The organism is Wenyingzhuangia heitensis (assembly GCF_011762155.1).
Classification (GTDB): Bacteria; Bacteroidota; Bacteroidia; order Flavobacteriales; family Flavobacteriaceae; genus Wenyingzhuangia; species Wenyingzhuangia heitensis.
The window spans coordinates 1521057-1538914 of the sequence record NZ_JAASQL010000001.1 but is presented as its reverse complement, the minus strand read 5'-3'; the positions used below and the strand labels follow the sequence as shown (position 1 = coordinate 1538914).

Annotated in this window: 9 protein-coding genes; all 9 read right to left on the bottom strand. The window is 32.0% G+C overall.

The features are described from left to right. Nucleotides 1-31 precede the first annotated feature (31 nt). The 9 genes from FHR24_RS06535 to FHR24_RS06495 all read right to left on the bottom strand — a co-directional run bounded on the left by FHR24_RS06535 (nt 32) and on the right by FHR24_RS06495 (nt 17854). A complete protein-coding gene (locus FHR24_RS06535) occupies nt 32-862 on the bottom strand; it encodes an SGNH/GDSL hydrolase family protein (RefSeq protein ID WP_167185624.1) in 831 nt (276 codons plus the stop codon). 94 nt (nt 863-956) lie between these two features. Further along, nucleotides 957-2465, bottom strand: coding sequence for a sulfatase family protein (locus FHR24_RS06530; protein ID WP_167185621.1), 1509 nt, complete (start codon nt 2463-2465; stop codon nt 957-959). Continuing rightward, complete coding sequence (gene galB / locus FHR24_RS06525; RefSeq protein WP_208412292.1) at nt 2465-4927, bottom strand: beta-galactosidase GalB; 2463 nt, start codon at nt 4925-4927, stop codon at nt 2465-2467. Before galB ends, FHR24_RS06530 begins: the two co-directional genes overlap by 1 nt. Nucleotides 4928-4941: 14 nt before the next feature. Continuing rightward, complete coding sequence (locus FHR24_RS06520; RefSeq protein WP_208412291.1) at nt 4942-6474, bottom strand: sulfatase family protein; 1533 nt, start codon at nt 6472-6474, stop codon at nt 4942-4944. 64 nt (nt 6475-6538) lie between these two features. After that, on the bottom strand, nt 6539-9091 hold the full coding sequence (locus FHR24_RS06515) for a glycoside hydrolase family 5 protein (RefSeq protein WP_167185618.1): 2553 nt from the start codon (nt 9089-9091) through the stop codon (nt 6539-6541). Nucleotides 9092-9348: 257 nt separating this feature from the next. Further along, nucleotides 9349-11679: an alpha-amylase family protein gene (locus tag FHR24_RS06510; RefSeq protein WP_167185615.1), complete on the bottom strand. Its 2331-nt coding sequence runs from the start codon at nt 11677-11679 to the stop codon at nt 9349-9351. A gap of 260 nt (nt 11680-11939) precedes the next feature. After that, nucleotides 11940-13232: a glycoside hydrolase family protein gene (locus FHR24_RS06505; RefSeq protein ID WP_167185612.1), complete on the bottom strand. Its 1293-nt coding sequence runs from the start codon at nt 13230-13232 to the stop codon at nt 11940-11942. 363 nt (nt 13233-13595) lie between these two features. Continuing rightward, a complete protein-coding gene (locus FHR24_RS06500) occupies nt 13596-16346 on the bottom strand; it encodes an outer membrane protein assembly factor BamB family protein (RefSeq protein WP_167185609.1) in 2751 nt (916 codons plus the stop codon). 56 nt (nt 16347-16402) lie between these two features. After that, nucleotides 16403-17854, bottom strand: coding sequence for an alpha-galactosidase (locus tag FHR24_RS06495; protein WP_167186954.1), 1452 nt, complete (start codon nt 17852-17854; stop codon nt 16403-16405). Nucleotides 17855-17858 lie beyond the last annotated feature (4 nt).

The following is a 17858-nucleotide window of genomic DNA, read 5'->3' as shown; positions in this document are numbered from 1 at the left end:
AGTCCATAGATTGTGTGGATGCATTTATTTCTTAATTTTTTAACTTCTTTTTTAAAAACTGTACTGTTTCAAAAGCTATTAAGTTATATCCTGTAGAATTTGGATGTCTATCAAAATACCATGATTTTACATGGCTTCCAAAAAGAGGATCTAAAGACATATCATTTACTTTAACTACATATCCATCAGGTTTGTTTCCCCATCCTTTTCTAAAATAAGTATAAGGTTTTAGCCAATTGTGATACTTTTTTGGAATGTCTTTTAAATAACACTGACGTACATTTAAACTATTTCTACCATTGGCTAGTAAATAATTGTTATACGGAGTAAAAATATCTAACACTTCTATATGATCTTCTTTGGCTATTTTAAAAATCAAATCATTTACTTTTTCACATTCTTCTGGAGGCATAAAACTAGTAATGGTTGCCAAAAACAAAACAGCTTTAGGATGGTCTTTTTTTAGCTGACGAATTAAGGCTCTCATTTGAACAGGAAACTCTTTCTTGAAATCTTTACATTTGAACCAATCGTTAATCCCCATTCTTAAAAAGATGTAATCCACATCTTTTACATTCGCTATCGTTTCTTGATAATGCTTACTTCCCAACAATCTTTTTGCGGTTTCTCCTCCTTTACCTGCGTTTATCACTTCTAACGCTGGCAAACCTTCTACCGCAGCTAATTGTGTAATCATTTGTTCTAAGTGCGGACCTTCTGGTTTTACTTCTCTAGGCATAGTTCCTATAGTAGTACTGTCTCCTACTAATAAAATTTTAGTTCTATTTACCTGTTGAGCATAGGTTAAAAAAGTAATCATTACGCTTAAAAGAAAAATAATAGGTGTCTTTTTTGATCTCATTTTATTTTATTTATGATAAGTTATTAAGTATTAAAAAAGACCAGAAATAGTCTAACTTTTTCTGGTCCATTGTATAATAATTTCTAATACATTTTTAATTTACAACAGTACTTCTTCCTGTTTTTCTTAATTCAATATAGGTCGTTTTCATTTCGGCAATTCTTTTTGCATATTTAGAATTGTTAATTAAGTTTTTAGCTTCGTCTTCTGACAAATTATCTTTTAAATTAAACAAGGCTACATGGGTTAAGTTCCCCAATTTATTCACTTTCTTCTTAATATCTGATTTTAAAATCAATTTCCAATCTCCATCTCTTATCGCAAAAGTCGGTCCTCCTGCAGATTGATGCATTAAATAAGTATGTGCCTTTTCTTTTGCTGTTCCTCTAAAGTATGGTAACAAATCAGCCGAATCTAACACTTTGGTTTTATCTAAAGTTTGATTTGATAAAGCTGCTAAAGTAGCTACAACATCTTGCCCAACAATAGGTTCATTACTAATAGATTTTGGTTGAATCACCCCAGGCCAAACTGCTACAAACGGAACTCTATGACCTCCTTCATTAATAGAACCTTTACTACCCGATAATCCGTTACTGGTATCGTGTCCTGCTTTTTTCATGTCTTTATCAAAAGACAAACCACCGTTGTCCGATGTAAAGATGAACAAAGTGTTTTCATAAGCTCCTGTTTTCTTTAAAGCCTCTACTAGTAAACCTACTTGTAAATCCAATTCATAAATCATATCTCCATGTTTTCCTGGAGTTGCTCCTGCTACTTTAATAGTATCAAATTTTGCAGGTGGTTCATGCGGAATATGTACTGCCTGGCTACAGTAATACATAAAAAAGGGTTGGTTCTTTTTTTGCTTATTGATGTAGTCTACAGCTTTGTGAGCCAAAATACTTCCTGCTTCTTTTGGATCCCAATTAGAATCTCCCAAACCACCACGTGTTAAATGTTTTTTAGAAGTTGCATACCCTGTTTGATTCGCATCCAACTCTTTTAAAACTGAACTTGAAGCTAATTTCATCCATTCTCTATTTTCATAAAAGGCAAAAGGTATGTTCTGAATTCCTTCGGGCAATTCCAATGCATAATCAAACCCATAACTTAAAGCTCCTCCGTTTAAATAAGCATGATTTATCTTTTCTCCTTTTTTTCTAACCCAAGAACCACCTAATCCCCATTTTCCAAAAAAGGCAGTAGTGTATCCTCCTTTTTTAGCAATACGAGCACTTGTTGTAAATCCATTAGCATCAATTAAAGCATTTGCTTCTGGAGTCCAAACTCCAAACGGTCTTTGGTTTCTATAAGAATAATTCCCCGTTAACATAGAAAAACGCGTTGGAGCACATAAGGAAGCAGGGGAATGTGCATCGGTAAAACGCATTCCTTGATCAATTAATTTATCAATATTAGGTGTATGTACTGTTAGCTTTTTTTCTCCTCTTTCTTTTTGATAAAAGCTTAAATCTCCCAAACCAATATCATCTGCCATTAAAACGACTACATTGGGCTGTTTTTGTGCGTTTAACTTGGTAACTGTGGTCGCTAGAAAAAGAACTAGTAACGTAAATATATTTTTATAAAAATGTTTCATTATTTTGTTTTAATGTTCAATTTTTCTGTTTTCAAGCCTTTTGAAGTTGCTGTAATTGTTATCTTTCCTATTGCTCCTTTCTTAGATCGAACAACAACTAGTGCCATCCCATTAAACACTTTTCTTGTAGTAGCTTGAAAAGATTCGTGACTAGTTGGATCTCCATTTCCTACCGCTATAATTTCTCCAGGACCTTCAATTTTATAACTTACGGTATTGTGTGTTCTAGGAACCATATTTCCTTTTCTATCTGTAATTTGAACAGTTATAAACGATACATCTTGTCCGTCAGCATCAATAATAGCTCTGTCTGCAGTTAAAGAAATTTTAGTTGCTTTTCCTGTTGTCTTAACCTCATCCGTAGCCCATTTTTTTCCGTTTTTATAAGACACTACTTTTAAAGTTCCTGGTGTGTATTTTACCTCTTTCCACATCAATCTATATTGATATTGTTCTTTCTTTTTTCTTCCTAAAGATTTTCCATTTAAAAACAATTCTGCTTCATCACCCGAAGTATAGACAAAAACAGGAGTTACTTCTCCAATTCTTTCTTCCCAATTCCAATGTGGTAAAATATGTGCCATTGGCAATTCTGGTCTCCATTTAGATTGATACAAATAATATCTATCTTTTGGAAATCCACATAAATCTACAATTCCAAAATACGAACTACGTGGTGGAATTTGTTTCCCCATTTTTTCTAATTCGGCTTTCATTCTAGCTTTTTCAGCAGGATCAGAAAAATTTAACAAATTGGTTTTGTCTTTATTATAAGGGGTTGGTTCTCCAATATAATCAAAACCTGTCCATACAAACTGTCCAAAAACCCAAGGATATTTATCTTCTGCCTCAAAATCTACGTCGGGAGTATATGCCCAGTTTGGAGCAGAAAAATCGTAACTACTTACTTGAAAGAAACCTCCGTTACCGCTTTTTTTATTGTCATAATTTACAGGAAAAAAATACTCTCCTCTAGAACTAATAGTAGATGCTGTTTCACTACCGTACAAAGGCATATTAGGATTGTTTTTTCTAAACTCCTCATACATGTGTGGCTTGTAGTTAAATCCAAAAACATCCGCTGTTTTTTCAAAACCATTACTTGCTGCTTCTGGTCTACTGTTTCCAAAAGTAGTAGGTCTGGTTGTATCTACAGAGCGAATAATATCTGCCAATTTAGCCGCTATAGGAGCATCGTTTCCTTCTCTTAATTCAATCAATTCGTTTCCGGTACTCCACATAACTACAGAGGGATGATTGCGATCTCTTTTAACCATTGCAATTAAATCACGCTCATGCCAAGCTCCATATAAAGTAGAATAATCATTATCAACTTTTCCTTTAGCCCAAACATCAAATGATTCAACTTGTACCAAAACCCCCATCTTATCACACAACTCTAAAAACTCTGGTGCAGGTGGATTGTGAGATGTACGAATGGCATTGACTCCAAAAGATTTTAAAATCTCTATTTGACGTTCCATTCCTCTTACATTTACAGCAGCTCCCATAGGCCCTAAATCGTGATGTTGACAAACTCCATTCATGACTGTTTTTTTCCCATTTAAGAAAAAACCATCCTTATTATATTTTATAGAGCGAATTCCAAAAGTAGAAGTGTAAACATCTACTACTTTTCCATTTTTAGACAACGTTGTTTTTACCGTATATAGATTGGGAGTTTCTAAATTCCACAATTTTGGATTTTTAATTTTAATGTTACTTGGTTTGAAATAAGGAACCTTTTGTTCTGCAACTTTTACAGGATTATTTTCTATTGTAAAAACCTCGTGTAAAAGTTGAATTCCTTTTTTATCACCTGCTATTTCTGTTTCAATACTTACTGTTGCTTCATTTTCAGAAACTTTTGGAGTAGTTACAAATGTCCCCCAATGTGCAATATGTGTTTTATTTGTTTTGGTCAACCATACATTTCTATAAATTCCACCACCTGGATACCAACGAGAAGAATCAGGCTTGTTGTTTAAACGAACAGCAATGGTATTGTTTCCTGCTTTTAAATAACGAGAAATTTCAAATTGAAAAGACGTATATCCGTAAGCCCAGTCTCCCACATAACCTCCGTTTACATATACGGATGTGTTAGACATCGATCCGTCAAACTCTATAAATACCTTTTTACTTAAGTCAGATTTGGTAGCAGTAAACACTTTGCGATACCAACCGATTCCTGCCCAAGGCAACTTTCCTGTTTGGTTGGGTAAATCGGCTCTAAAAGGTCCTTCTATTCCCCAATCATGTGGTAAATTTAATGCTCTCCATTCATGATCATCAAAATTAACTTCGTCTAAATCTTTAGGTTCTGTTTTGGTCGTACCATCTGGCATAGCTCCAAAACGAGCAAATTTCCAGTTTTCGTTAAAAGATGACCTTTCTCTTTGCGCAAAAGCTGTGATTACAAACAACATTGTAACAGCCACTAATAATTGCTTTTTAAACATAATTTGTTTGTTTTTTAGTGTTTAATTTTCTTTTTAAATCCAACACTTTTACCCGTTAAATAATCAAACTGTCTACCTGTGTACGGATACTTATCAAAAATATCTCCATTTCCTAAAGTTCTAGGATCTCCTTGTGCAGTTAATTCCTTTTCCATTTCTGCTCTCATTTTTTTACACAACTCTTTATAAATTGGACTTTGTGCTAAGTTTACCATACAGTGAGGATCGTTTTTCATATCATACAATTCCTCTTCTGCTCTTAACCCAAAACTCAATGTATAAAAACGATAGTCCGAAGATTCTGGTTTGATATTCATTAAAAATGTTTTGGTAGGAGAATTGTCTACATTTCTAAACCCATATTCTGGATTTCCTGCTGGCCATCTTTCTGGTTTAATATTGTGTACATATAGAAAATCTTGATTACGAATGGCTCTTACAGGATACGATAAATTAACTCCATCTTCATTGGCTCTACCAATATCATGTCTTTCTTTACCTAACAATACATGATCTCTAGAAGCATCTACTTGTCCAGATTTTTTTGAAAATAAAATATCTTTAAAACTTTTACCTGTCATTTGTTTGTGAGGTTTGTAACCTGCAACCTCCATAAAAGTTGGTGCTATGTCAGGAAAATTTACAAAATCCTCTACTGTTCTTCCTGCTTGAATTTTTCCTTTCCAATATGCAATCAACGGCACGTGAAATCCTTCTTCGTAAATTTGACCCTTTACTCTAGGAAATGGCATTCCGTGATCCGAACTAATTACAACCAATGTATTTTCTAACAATCCTCTTTTTTCTAAAGACTTAATTGCTTTTCCTATATGCGTATCAAACCATTCTACCTCAACTGCATAATCTAAAATATCTCCTCTAACCGTTACGTTATCTGGATAAAATGGAGGCACTTTAGCATCTACTAACTTCTTTCCTTCTTTTTTCCATGAATCTAATTCGTAAAAACGATGTGGTTCTTTGGTACCAAACCAAAAACAAAAAGGAGCATCTGTTCCTTTATCTTTTAAAAATTTCTCAAAATTAGCAGCATAATCTATATTGCTAATTCCTTTATGCGGTGGTGTTAATTTAATATCACTATACTCAGGTCCAGCAGGATTGTATTTCCCTGTATATTGTCCTGGTCCCCACCCTTTTCCTGTAAAGCCAACATTGTATCCTTTTTCCATTAATAAATGTGGATAAAATTTAAATTCCTCAGGAAAGTTTGGCCAATGATTGGTAGCTGCTTTTAATTGCCAACTATATTTACCTGTTACCAAACAAGCTCTTGCCGGTGCACATTTTGGATTGCAATTGTATGCGTTGTTAAATGTTAATCCTTCTTTAGCTAATTTATCTATAGCTGGTGTATTGATAAACGTATCTCCATAAGTTCCAAAGCTTTTCATAGAAGCATCATCGGCAATACAAAATAAAATATTAGGTTTTTTGTTTTTTTTAGATTGTGAATGGTTTTCTCCAACAACAAATAATGTTAGCGTGGTACATACTAACATTTTTAAATTTTGATAAAAATTCATATAATACATTAATTTTGGTTTTTATAAAATATCTAATTTTTAGATACCTTTTAAGCCTTAAAGTTTAATTAGAACAAGCAATCCAAAGGATATTTACCCCTGTATTTTTGCTAAAACTATTAAATTCTGGACTTTTTTTTAGGATAAGTTGAATTGATGCTACTGATTGTATATTTAGTCTTGTTTTTGATTCTGATTTTAAATCATATGCTTGAAATTTAGGATAAGGCCTAGGAATTAAAATTGATGAGCTCTTTTTAAAATCACTCAACAAAGCCGTATAATTCTCTAATTGATTGCCTACTGACACCACCGAAGAATAAACCGTACCATCTTCCATTAACAACTGAATTTCTATTTCCTGAGCTTTAGAACCTTTAGCTTGTCCGTAAATAATTATTTTATTTTTTTTGATGATATCATTTTTTCTAGCTTTAACTTTATCACCACAATAGAAACGAAAAGCAAACTCATCTGCGTTTACCTTTTTAGAAGGAAATCTAAAGTTAATTTTAGACTGACTAGGAAATATAGATGCCGAAACAGGAATAACATCACTCCTTTTCATTTTTATAATAGACTCCCAATCCGTTGTGGCATTAAACAAATAAACAGGATTATCTGGCTCTACCACTCTAATATAATAAGGCTCTGAATCATCTAATTTTAAATCATCTGTATAAATTCTTCTATCTCCTAAATAAACATCCTGGTTATTACCCGGATAACTTACATACACTCCTTTTAATTTGTAACTTATGTAGTATCTTATAATTTGAGGCTTATTTGTATACTTTGCTGGGAGTTGAGCTTCATAAGAATATTCATCTATTTTATTCATTGCAACCACCTCACCTTTTCCTTTTGATAACAGAATCAACTCTACTTGTTCTGGTTTTTCTTCTGAAATTATTTTTGCTGATAACTTTAAATTCTCAGTAAGAGAAACTTCAACAGGAGACTTATGTAACAAATAATCTTGATAAGGTTTTCTTGTTGGCATATAAAACTCTCCCAACTGAATATTCCCTAAAGTATCTGTTGGGTTGTACTTGTTTTCAATTCCTTTTTTAGATACTATATATACTCCTGGCTCAACTCTAAACTGATTTACATCAGCTTTTACATCCAATAAATTACCTTTATTAATACCTTTTACAATAAAATTCTCTCCTAAATCTTTTAATTTTATTCTTACTTTTTGTTGTCTTGATAACGTGACTGCAGATTCACCTTTTGTATACGGTACAAAAAAAGGATCTTTTACCCAAAAAGCATCTGGCATTACTTCAAACCTCCAAACTCCTTTTGCTATTTTCTCTAAAAAGTAAGCTCCATTTCCTGAATATTCAACAATTGGAGAATTTCCAACTCCTGCAATTTCTTTTAATTTTTTAATGTTTTTAGGGGTTTGTTTTACTGTATTGGTATAAAAATATTTTTCATCTGTATTTAAAAAAGCCAACTTTTGTTGATGACTAAGCGTAATGTCTTCAAATTGATTGTTCTTAGGAAATCTACCATAAGTTTTATACATTGGTATTTGATGAAATACCTCTGAAGCAATTTTTAATCCAATTGCTTTTGCAGGTGTATAAGCTAAGTTTAAAAAGTGAGTTTTATATTCTATATTGGCATGAGCTTGATGCAAAGGATCATAAGCAAAATGTGCTGCAAACTGAAAACCAGCTTCTCTAAAACTTCTTGCCATTGCCGGATATAAATAAGGAGCATCTGTATCTGCAGGACTAAATTCATAAATAAACTTAGGTCTTTTCTGTTCTTTTAATTGTTGATTAAAAGGCACTAAATACTGATCTACATTGGGTAAAAAATTTCCTTTAAGTGTTTGATTTGCTGTTAAACCTGTAGGATACCACTGAAAACTTCCTCCGTTTACTTTAGATGCTAAAACATCATCTATAAAATCTACACAAGTAGTCATATTATACATTAATGGTACGTCACAACCTGTGCTTCTAATAGCATCATACATGGTATTAATGTACTCTTTTACCAACTTAGGAGCTTTAAAATGTTTTGGTTCGTTTACAATTTCAAAAGCAACAATATCAGGATCGTTTTTATAAGCAATTCCCGTGTATGGATTTACGTGATTTACAAACTGTTTTAAATAGTTTTCTTGAACAGTAAAAGCAGCTTCATTAGACAAACATCCCACACTCTTTCCATATTTTGTATTAAAAGAACTAGGATGAGCTTCATTTAAATACATGGGTGTGATGTATAATTTGATACCACGCTTTTTTAATTTAAACAACAAATAATCAAACAATTGTAAATGTCTATTAAATGTTAAGTTTCCAAACTCATCAGAAATATAATTTTCTTGTACATGAATTCTAAAACCATCTAATCCCAAACGGCTAATATGATACACATCCTCATCAATAGCTTCTTCTTGATTATTCCCTATAAGTTCTGCCCTATAATCCCAATAAGCAAAAGGCACCGAATAATTAGTTCCAAAAAGACATACTTCCTCTTTATTTTTTTTCCAACGAATTATGCCATCATCTGCTACATAAGTAGATGATTGTGCAATAATGAAGTTTGTTGTAAAGAAACAAACTAGTATAAATAGTTTTTGGATCATTTTATGTTACTTAAATTCATCTATTATAAATTTTTAATCAAATCTATTCTTTAAGTAAAATATAAATGTTCTTGTGAGTTTTTTAAATGTATTCTTAAATTAATTAAATCAGGATTACGAATCCGAAGACTTTGCACTATTTATTTTTATTCAAAAAGAAGAATTGCTGTTATATAATACAAATTGCCTTTAAGTCTTGGCTTAAAGACAATTTGCAACATTCTATACGTAATTATTAACAAACTACATTGAGAACTTTATTTTTTAATGTTAAGCAATAGCACTCCATTCACATCAAGTTCGAATGTTGTTCCTAAAGATTGTTCTGTAAGCATATTTATACAAGTAACTTTTTCCCCATTTTTTGTTGACACATTTAATGTTGCTTTGTTCTTTCCTAAATTAACAATTGACATTAAATAACCTCCGTCTTTATTAGGAACCACTCGCCAACTACAACCTTTATTTTTAAGTCCGTTTGATTCAGACAAAACAACATCATTACTAGGAATAGATTTTAACGCTAATTGTTTTAAATCTTCATACTTATCGGTATTTAAAACCTGTAGTCTACCATTATTTTGTAAGAGTTTTTTTGTTCTTTTTTCTCCATATTCATTCATCGATAAACTAGCATCATTATCAATAATAATGTTTCCACCATTATTAAGATAATTTTGTAACTCATTAAATTCCGAGTCTGTAACATATTCAGTTTTATAAACAAGTATAACATCCCAATTAGTGTTATCTTGTTTCTTTATAATCTTTTCTGTAGCGTAGCCTACTGGTAAACCTTCAAAAAACAAAGACTCATAAAGATCAAATTGTTCTGTCATATGCTGTTTCTTGTTTATAGCAGAAGTTTCTGAATGAAATAATCTAATCGGTTTTCGTTGACGACGTAAAGCTATAATTTCTTCAGAAAAACTGTTTAAATCCATCATTACCTGGGTAAGCTCATTGGCTACTTGAGGCTGCATATTTACAGATGCTGCAAAAGATTTTGTTAAGGCATTATCTTTAGATTTTGCATTGTTTTCAAATCTATCTTCTGGAGAACCGTCAGGATCTCTTGCCCAAAACCAAGATAATCCAGCATCCATACCGTGTAACGTTGCCAACCAAAAGTTATTTCTAACATATGCTGGTGATGTATCTAATTTACGCCATGCAACGCTTGATAAAAAGTGTGTTTCTGAATTGACGTGAATTTTGTTAGGAGCCACAGACTCCATAAAATCATACGAAACACAAAGCTCTTCCCAATTGTAAGCATAATTTGTTTCCCAAGATTCAAATTTATTACTTCTAAGGTCTCTTTCTCTTGTTTTTGCATCATTACCAATCATTGTAGTCAACTCTGTTAGTGCCTCAAGATCAATTCCGTGAGAACGTTCATCATCTGTAAAAAAATGAGTTATTAGCTTGATATGCGTATCTCCTTTGGGATTTGTTTTATGTAGTTCTGTTTGTAAAAAAGCAAACCACTCTACTACTCTATCCATATTAAAACGATCCCAATCATATCTTAAAGGAGTACCTTTCGTGTCTTTTCTTAATGGGAATTCGAATTTTACGGTATCAAAAGAACTAAAGCTTGTTTTCCAATTTTTATTAAGTTCGGTGATATTATTCTGATAATTAACAGCTAACCATTTTTTAAATTTTGTTAATGTATATGATGAAAACTCGTTCATTTCACCAAGCTTAAAAGCCCAGTTACCTTTTTCTGACAGCCAATGAGGTTCATTTGCCAAGATATAACCAAGTTGTACTACTTTTTTTCCTTTGGTTACCTCTCCTGCTTTCTGTATTACATCACTCCAAACTTCATGCATAAGTGGATTATCAATATCAAAACCCATAAAAGTATTTCTTCCTTTTGTTACTTCTGGATCTTTTTTTTGTATCCATTTAGGAAAACTAGTATTCCAAAGCAATAGATAACCAGCCTTTGTGTCAGGGTGATTTTTAACTTTGTTTAAAATATTTTGATTAAATGTTCGATCTTCTTTAAGTAAATTGGGTGTAAAACCACCAATGTGATCAATATTTCCTAGATGATCGTTGTATAAATTTTTATCAGAAGTAGGATTTCCCATCGATTTTGAGAAATAATCATAAAGAAAAACAGGTTTTCCATTACTCGTAAACTGATCTTTTTCAACAACAATATTCTCCCAATCTACTTTAGCTACCGGACGTCTTACAATTGTTCCATCCAAAACCATAGTAAGGTTATTAATTCCTGTATCTAAAATTTCTATTACTTTTTGTCGCTCAAAATCAGGGAGATTTTTTGCCATTTCTGCTTTATCTCCTTTTAAAGGTTTAAATCTTTCAAAAGCATCTTGAATAAAAGGAACATTATTTTCGTCCCATTTAGCAATTTTTAAAAATTCTTTTGAAAACCATATTATAGTTTCTTCTCTGGTTACATCAAAACCTTTTTTAGAAGCTTTAGACATTAGTTTCTCTAATGTAGCTGTTTTTTTATGAGCTTCTTTCGTTAAGTTTTGAGCACTTACCGAGAAAAACTGAATAAATACCAGTAGTGATATAGTTAATAAACAGTTCTTTTTCATGATTAAATTATTTGTTTTTTGAATATTATTCAAAAGAAAAAAACATGTGCATATACTATGTCCTCTACTGTTTATCAATTGTATTCTTACATTTAAACCAAAAAACAAAATTTAATACAATACTTATACAAACCAATCACAATACTTTTTTGACTCATTAATCTATTTTTCTTCTAATAGATTTTATTTATGTTGCTAAAATTTAAATGAAATAACTAATGCATATACATTTAAAAAATAATTTAAGTGTTATCTATAATTTATTCACAATATGGCCATGAGTCTTTTGTAGTATTTGTTATATCATCTTGAGTCAACATTGTTTTTGATTGATACAAAAACCCATTTTGCTTTACATTTGAAAAGTTAACATTAAACATCCCGTCTCCTGTTGAAGATGCTGTGTTGATAATTGCTGCTATAGATGGTGCATTATAACTTTCTCCATCGACATTTAAAGTTGTAGCAACTAAATCTCTAATTTCCGTATCACAAGGCAAGTACTTTACTCTCCACCAATTAAGCTGTGCACTTTCTCCATAACTAGCGGTTACATTAGTTACTTTACAATCATCAGAAAAAGTTCCTGCGGGGTAACCGTGCTCTTCAAAACCTTTATCTACTCTTACTGCTGTAGCACAATTTGTTGAAGTCACATTGTCTATATCCACTTTCCCATTAGTCATTGTATGTGGAGATATCATAATTACAGAATTACTATTTGACCCAGAAATATTTCGCCCAACAATATCAAAAACACCTAAATTATGTGTTACTTCATGCAGGTCTACAATTTGCACTGAACCTGATTCAATTCTTAATGTTACACCTCCATTCCCAACAACATCTTTAAACAAAATATGTTTTCCTATTCTAACTTGTGCTACACCATACCCTGCATGAGCTCTATCGTCACTTGCATTTTTAAACACACCATTTTGAGGACCATAATACGAACCTTCATATTCTGTAAACCCAAAATTTGCAGCATTAAAAATTGTATTATTATCTAGCAAATGAAAACTATCTATTAAAAAATTGTTCACATTCAGCACTAAAAACACTTGGCCTCTGTTATTCACAGCAACATCCGGCGTTCTAAAATCAATCGTGAATTTTCCTCCATCACCTCTAATACTAACGTCTTCTATAGTTTCTGAATTTTTACCAAATGAAAAAATTCTCCAATTTCCTGTAGCTGGTACTATAGGACGTATAATGGCATCTTTATGAAAAACCAAATGAACTTTTGATTTCATCTTTATATTTCCCAAATAATAAACCCCTGCGGGTATCTTAATTTTCCCACCATTGTCTAAAGCTGTTAAATCATCAATAGCTGTTTGTAATATACTTGAATCATTATTAGTATCATTACCATTCGCACCATAATCCGCTACTAAATCTTTAGTCACACCAATATTCCATGTTTCTACATAAAAATCTTCTTCATTAGCAACTGCAACTTCTACCTCTTCTTCTTTTTCTTCCTCAGCTGGATCTACAGGGTTTGCATTATCTATTTCGCTATTAGATTTTGAGCAAGCTGACAATACAAAAATTGAAAAAATAAATAAGCAGAGTTTGAATTTAATAACCATAATGAGTTTTTAATGATGTGTTCACTTTAATTTTATAATATGTTTTAAAAAAGGTAAATATTGTTATCAACAATCATCTACAAAAAATCAAGCCATTACTATTAAAATCTCCAAATAATTAACACCTCTAAAACATCTTTTTTTCTTAATTAGTTCCGTTAATTTTTATTTGAATTTTATAATAGTATAATCGGTTTCTATACCTTTTGAATTCAAAAAATCATTAAACTTAATACTATTTCCTAAAAAAAATCAAACACATCCTATAAACAGTATAATTAATACTAGTCAAAATAAATTTTCTCTAATTGTACGTTACAAAGCTTTCTTTAATTCAATATCTAAAAACACAAACAATCCACAAGGAACAATTATTGTTGCTTTTTCTGAATTAAATTTCACTTCTTCATTGGTTAATAAATTGATGATTTTTTTCACTTTTGCTGTATGAAATGTAACAGTAGCAACCCTATCATCCGGATTTACATAACCTCCATCAACCAAAGTCAAACGTAAATGTTTGGGGGCTGTTTGAGCCGTTACCCAGGCTACACGTCCTTTAACAGTTAAAGGCATTTTTTGGGCACCTTCTTCAATTGCTTTTTTAACTGTTGTATAATATTCATCTGCTTTGTATGTTTTGGTTTTAGCAACATCACTATAATAGTTTCTTCCATCTGTAAAAAACTCTTTGGTATTGTTTTTATAAATAGGATGTAAGTGACTTTCTAAAGTTCCTCTTTTAGAATTTTTATCAGTTGGTGGGGTTGTTAAAACCATTCCGTTAGTGTACGATGGCAAAAACTCTAACCTTCGCTCTTTGGCTCCTGAAGCATAGTTGGAAAAATCCCACTTTGTTACGGGGGCACCTGCAAAAACTCCTGTAGTACGACTAATTACCATTGGATTATTTTTTTCAAAATCAGCATCGTAAATCGTTACATCTTTTACATGATTTCTTTCTAAAAACAAAGAATCTGGAGTTAACATACTTACATGAACAGGATTAAAACTTACAATTTCATTTCTTGTAGGAACGTATAAAATTCCTTTTGCAATCATGTCCCACAATACTTTTTGATACGCTGCATTTACTTTTGTATTATGTACTACTGATGCTCCACTTGCTATTTGATGTACAAACATTCGCAAAGCATGATTGGGTACTTTTTGATATGACAATTGTCTTAACCTATCGTAACAAGGATTGTCTCGCGTAAAACGTGCTCCCCACTGATTCATAGATCCTGCTGCCCACAAGCCCATTCTACCCGAAATACTCATGTCCATAGTTTTACTGTTAGATTCTTCCATAGAAGAAACAAAAGCATCTGGAAACTCACCAGAAACCAAACGTTTCCAAGCAGGAGTATATACTACAGATTGCCAGAATAGATGCTTATTTCTCATAGAAATAAAACTATTGGTTCCTTGTAAATAACTTGCTAATGGATACATAAAATCTTCTACCATCCATTCTATATCGGCATCGTGTTGTTCTAATTCTGCAAATACAGGAATTACCGTTTTATCGCCAGCATAATCTACTACTCTCTTTATAGTTGGTAGCGAATAAAAATAAACATCTCTACCGTGTCCTTGCCAATATTGAATTCCTGTACCCGAAGCATCTAATCCTTTTTTAAATGAGCTAAAAGCCTGGTTGCTTGTTAAATCGTATTTTTTACGATGATCTCTTGTTTCTCTAGATACTTTGTTCTCCATTTCTGAACGATCCCAATTTTCTACATGAGGATACAATTTTCTTACATCTTCTATAATAACAAGGTTTTTACTGTTTTCTCTAGCCAAGGCATTTATTTCTTCTTTCTCTAAACCTGAAGACATTACTTTAACTGTCACTTTCTGACTTTCCCAATTTGGAGTTTTAAACTTTCTTAGCTTTTTACTAAAATCACTTGTATTCATTAAAATTTTGGCAATTTTACCAGGAGGATTTAATTTTTCAAAATCCTTTTTCCAATCATTATTTGTATAATCTAATACATGAATGCAGCTACCTCCACTTTGTGCACTTGCCAAAAGTATTTTTTGATTGTTAGCATCTTTGCACATATCATTAAACGCATAATTACTTTCAATAATTTCAGTTGCCTCTCCATTTTTTTCTGGAGCTACCAAAAACATTCTACTCCCAAAAAGCACATAATACTTAAAACTATTTTTATAAGGTACTGCTTCTGCTGATGCTAAACGATATCCTACTTTTCCAAGATCAGTTCTTTCATTATTAAATCTAAAATTCATTTTTTCGGCTGAACACTTTTCTACTGAAGCAACTGATACCTGTAACTTATTCAACCCATTTCCTCCTAATAATATTTCTGTATTTCCAGGGATAATATCATTTATAGCAAAAGTACCAGGACAAGAACCTCCTCCTCCTTTTCCTTTCATTTTTGCAAATTGATAGGGTTTATCTTCTAAAGGCTTAAAATAATACAAAACTCCTTGATCGTAATTGGTATTAAACGCACTTAAAACCACCAAAACCTCTTGTCCGTTTTGTTGAACTGTTCTAAGATAATTGATTGCGTGATTTTTGAATTTCTTTTCTATACTATAAGAAGTAGAAGGAATTGATTTTATTAATTTTCCTGTTGTAGTTAGGTAATGAACATTTTTATCGTAACCACCACAAACTACATATTTTGTTGTTCCATCAGAAACTACGGTTGCAGATAAAAGAGGAGCTGAATTTTGTCTAAATTTCCATAATAGTTTTCCATCGTCATCTAAACAATATATATTTCCATCGGCATTTGGAGCAAGTACTTCGTCTTTTCCATCCTTATCTATATCTGCACAATATATATCATTATTCATAAAACCAGAAAGCTTATTTTTCCATTGTAACTTTCCGCTATAATCATAACAAACTACCGTACCTTCATAACTAGTCCCAATAATTTTTGTTGTATTTTTATACTGCATCACTCTAACTTTCATGATGGTATAATCGGTTTCAATACTTTTAATTCCTGAATTTGCATTTGTATTTTGCAACCCAAAAAGAACAAGTAACAGACATGCTATTTTTTTCATATATAATTAAGAATAAAACCTAAGTTTGATTTATTTGCTATTTTGGATTTTAAATTCTAATAAAAATCAGATAAAATATTTTTGGCTCCTTTTTCATACTTCCATAAATAGTCTCCTGTTTCTTTGATACATTTTTTTCCAAAGTGATGTGGCAATACAGAAACCAAAGGATATCCTTTTTTCGTTTTGTACATTTCTAAATGTTTTAAAAACTTTTTTTCTGTAATGGCTCCTGTATCATTACCTCCAATATGGTCTAAGTTGATTCCTCTACCTGGTGACGATTTGTAACAAATTTCATAGTGTGTTTTTACACGTCCTTCCCAATTGTAATTGTCGTTTAACCAAACGTCGTTGGTTCTTACTACATCTGCATATTTTGCAAAGAAAATATCAGGTACATGAAATTCCATTTCTATGTTTTCATCTATCATTTTAGCTGCTTTGTACAACGCTTTATGAATAGGTAACATATCCGATTTTGTGTTGTAAGACATATCTATCTTAAATTTCATCACTCCCATAGCATGGAATCTAGAAATCACTTCTGTCGCATAATCAAAAATATCTGCCTGGGCATTTAACCACTGAATGTCATCTTTTCTATCTGATGTAGAACCTTGTTTAAAATTCCCCAACAATTCTGGATACTTCTGAGCAATCAAACTATTTTTATGAATTTTAGGAAAACCAATCCACAAACCAGGGGTAAAACCTTTTTCGTTAATCATGTCCATCGTTTTTCTAAAATCGGGGAATTTTTCAGGATTGGGAACCCAAGAACCAAAACCAGAATTGATACTTCCATCAGGAAATTGCCCCCAACCATGATCTAAGGTCATTTTTCCTTTTGGATAGCCAAACTCAATAATCTTATCTAAATAATCCGCTACAAAATCATGTGTTAATAAATGAAAATGTTCGTGTCTTTTAGTTGCTCTAATCTTTTGTTCTGACCAAGTACAATACTCCACATCTGTCCAAAATTTTGGAGTTTGTTTGTAAGGATCTACATTCAACCTTTTCATCATAATTCGGTTGTATGCTTTCCAAGCTTCATCTCCAATTCCAGATTCATCAATAAAAACCTCTTGCCCTTCTGGAACATGAATGGTTAAGGTTTCTTTTCCATCAAAAGAATAGGTTGAGTTTTGATACCCTAAGGTAGTCATAAAACCCACAAATTTCCCTTCAACATCTTTTATTACTGGAGAACCAGACATTCCAGATGCTTGAATTGTAAAAGGGTTGTGTTCAAAAGCCTCCTTAAAAAAATAATAGGAATTCCCTCCTTTTTGTCCAGGACCTGTAGAAACACTATGGTACGGACAAAACAACGGTGCTTTTACTTTTATTGTAATTTGTTTCCCTTCTCCTTTAATTACTTTATCATCAAACAACAAACTTCCATCTACAGCGGTTAATTTACCCATAGCATTTGCAGACATACCTGCCATAGCTACACTTCCTAAACCTACTTTCTTTAAAAAATCTCTTCTGTTATTCATGATT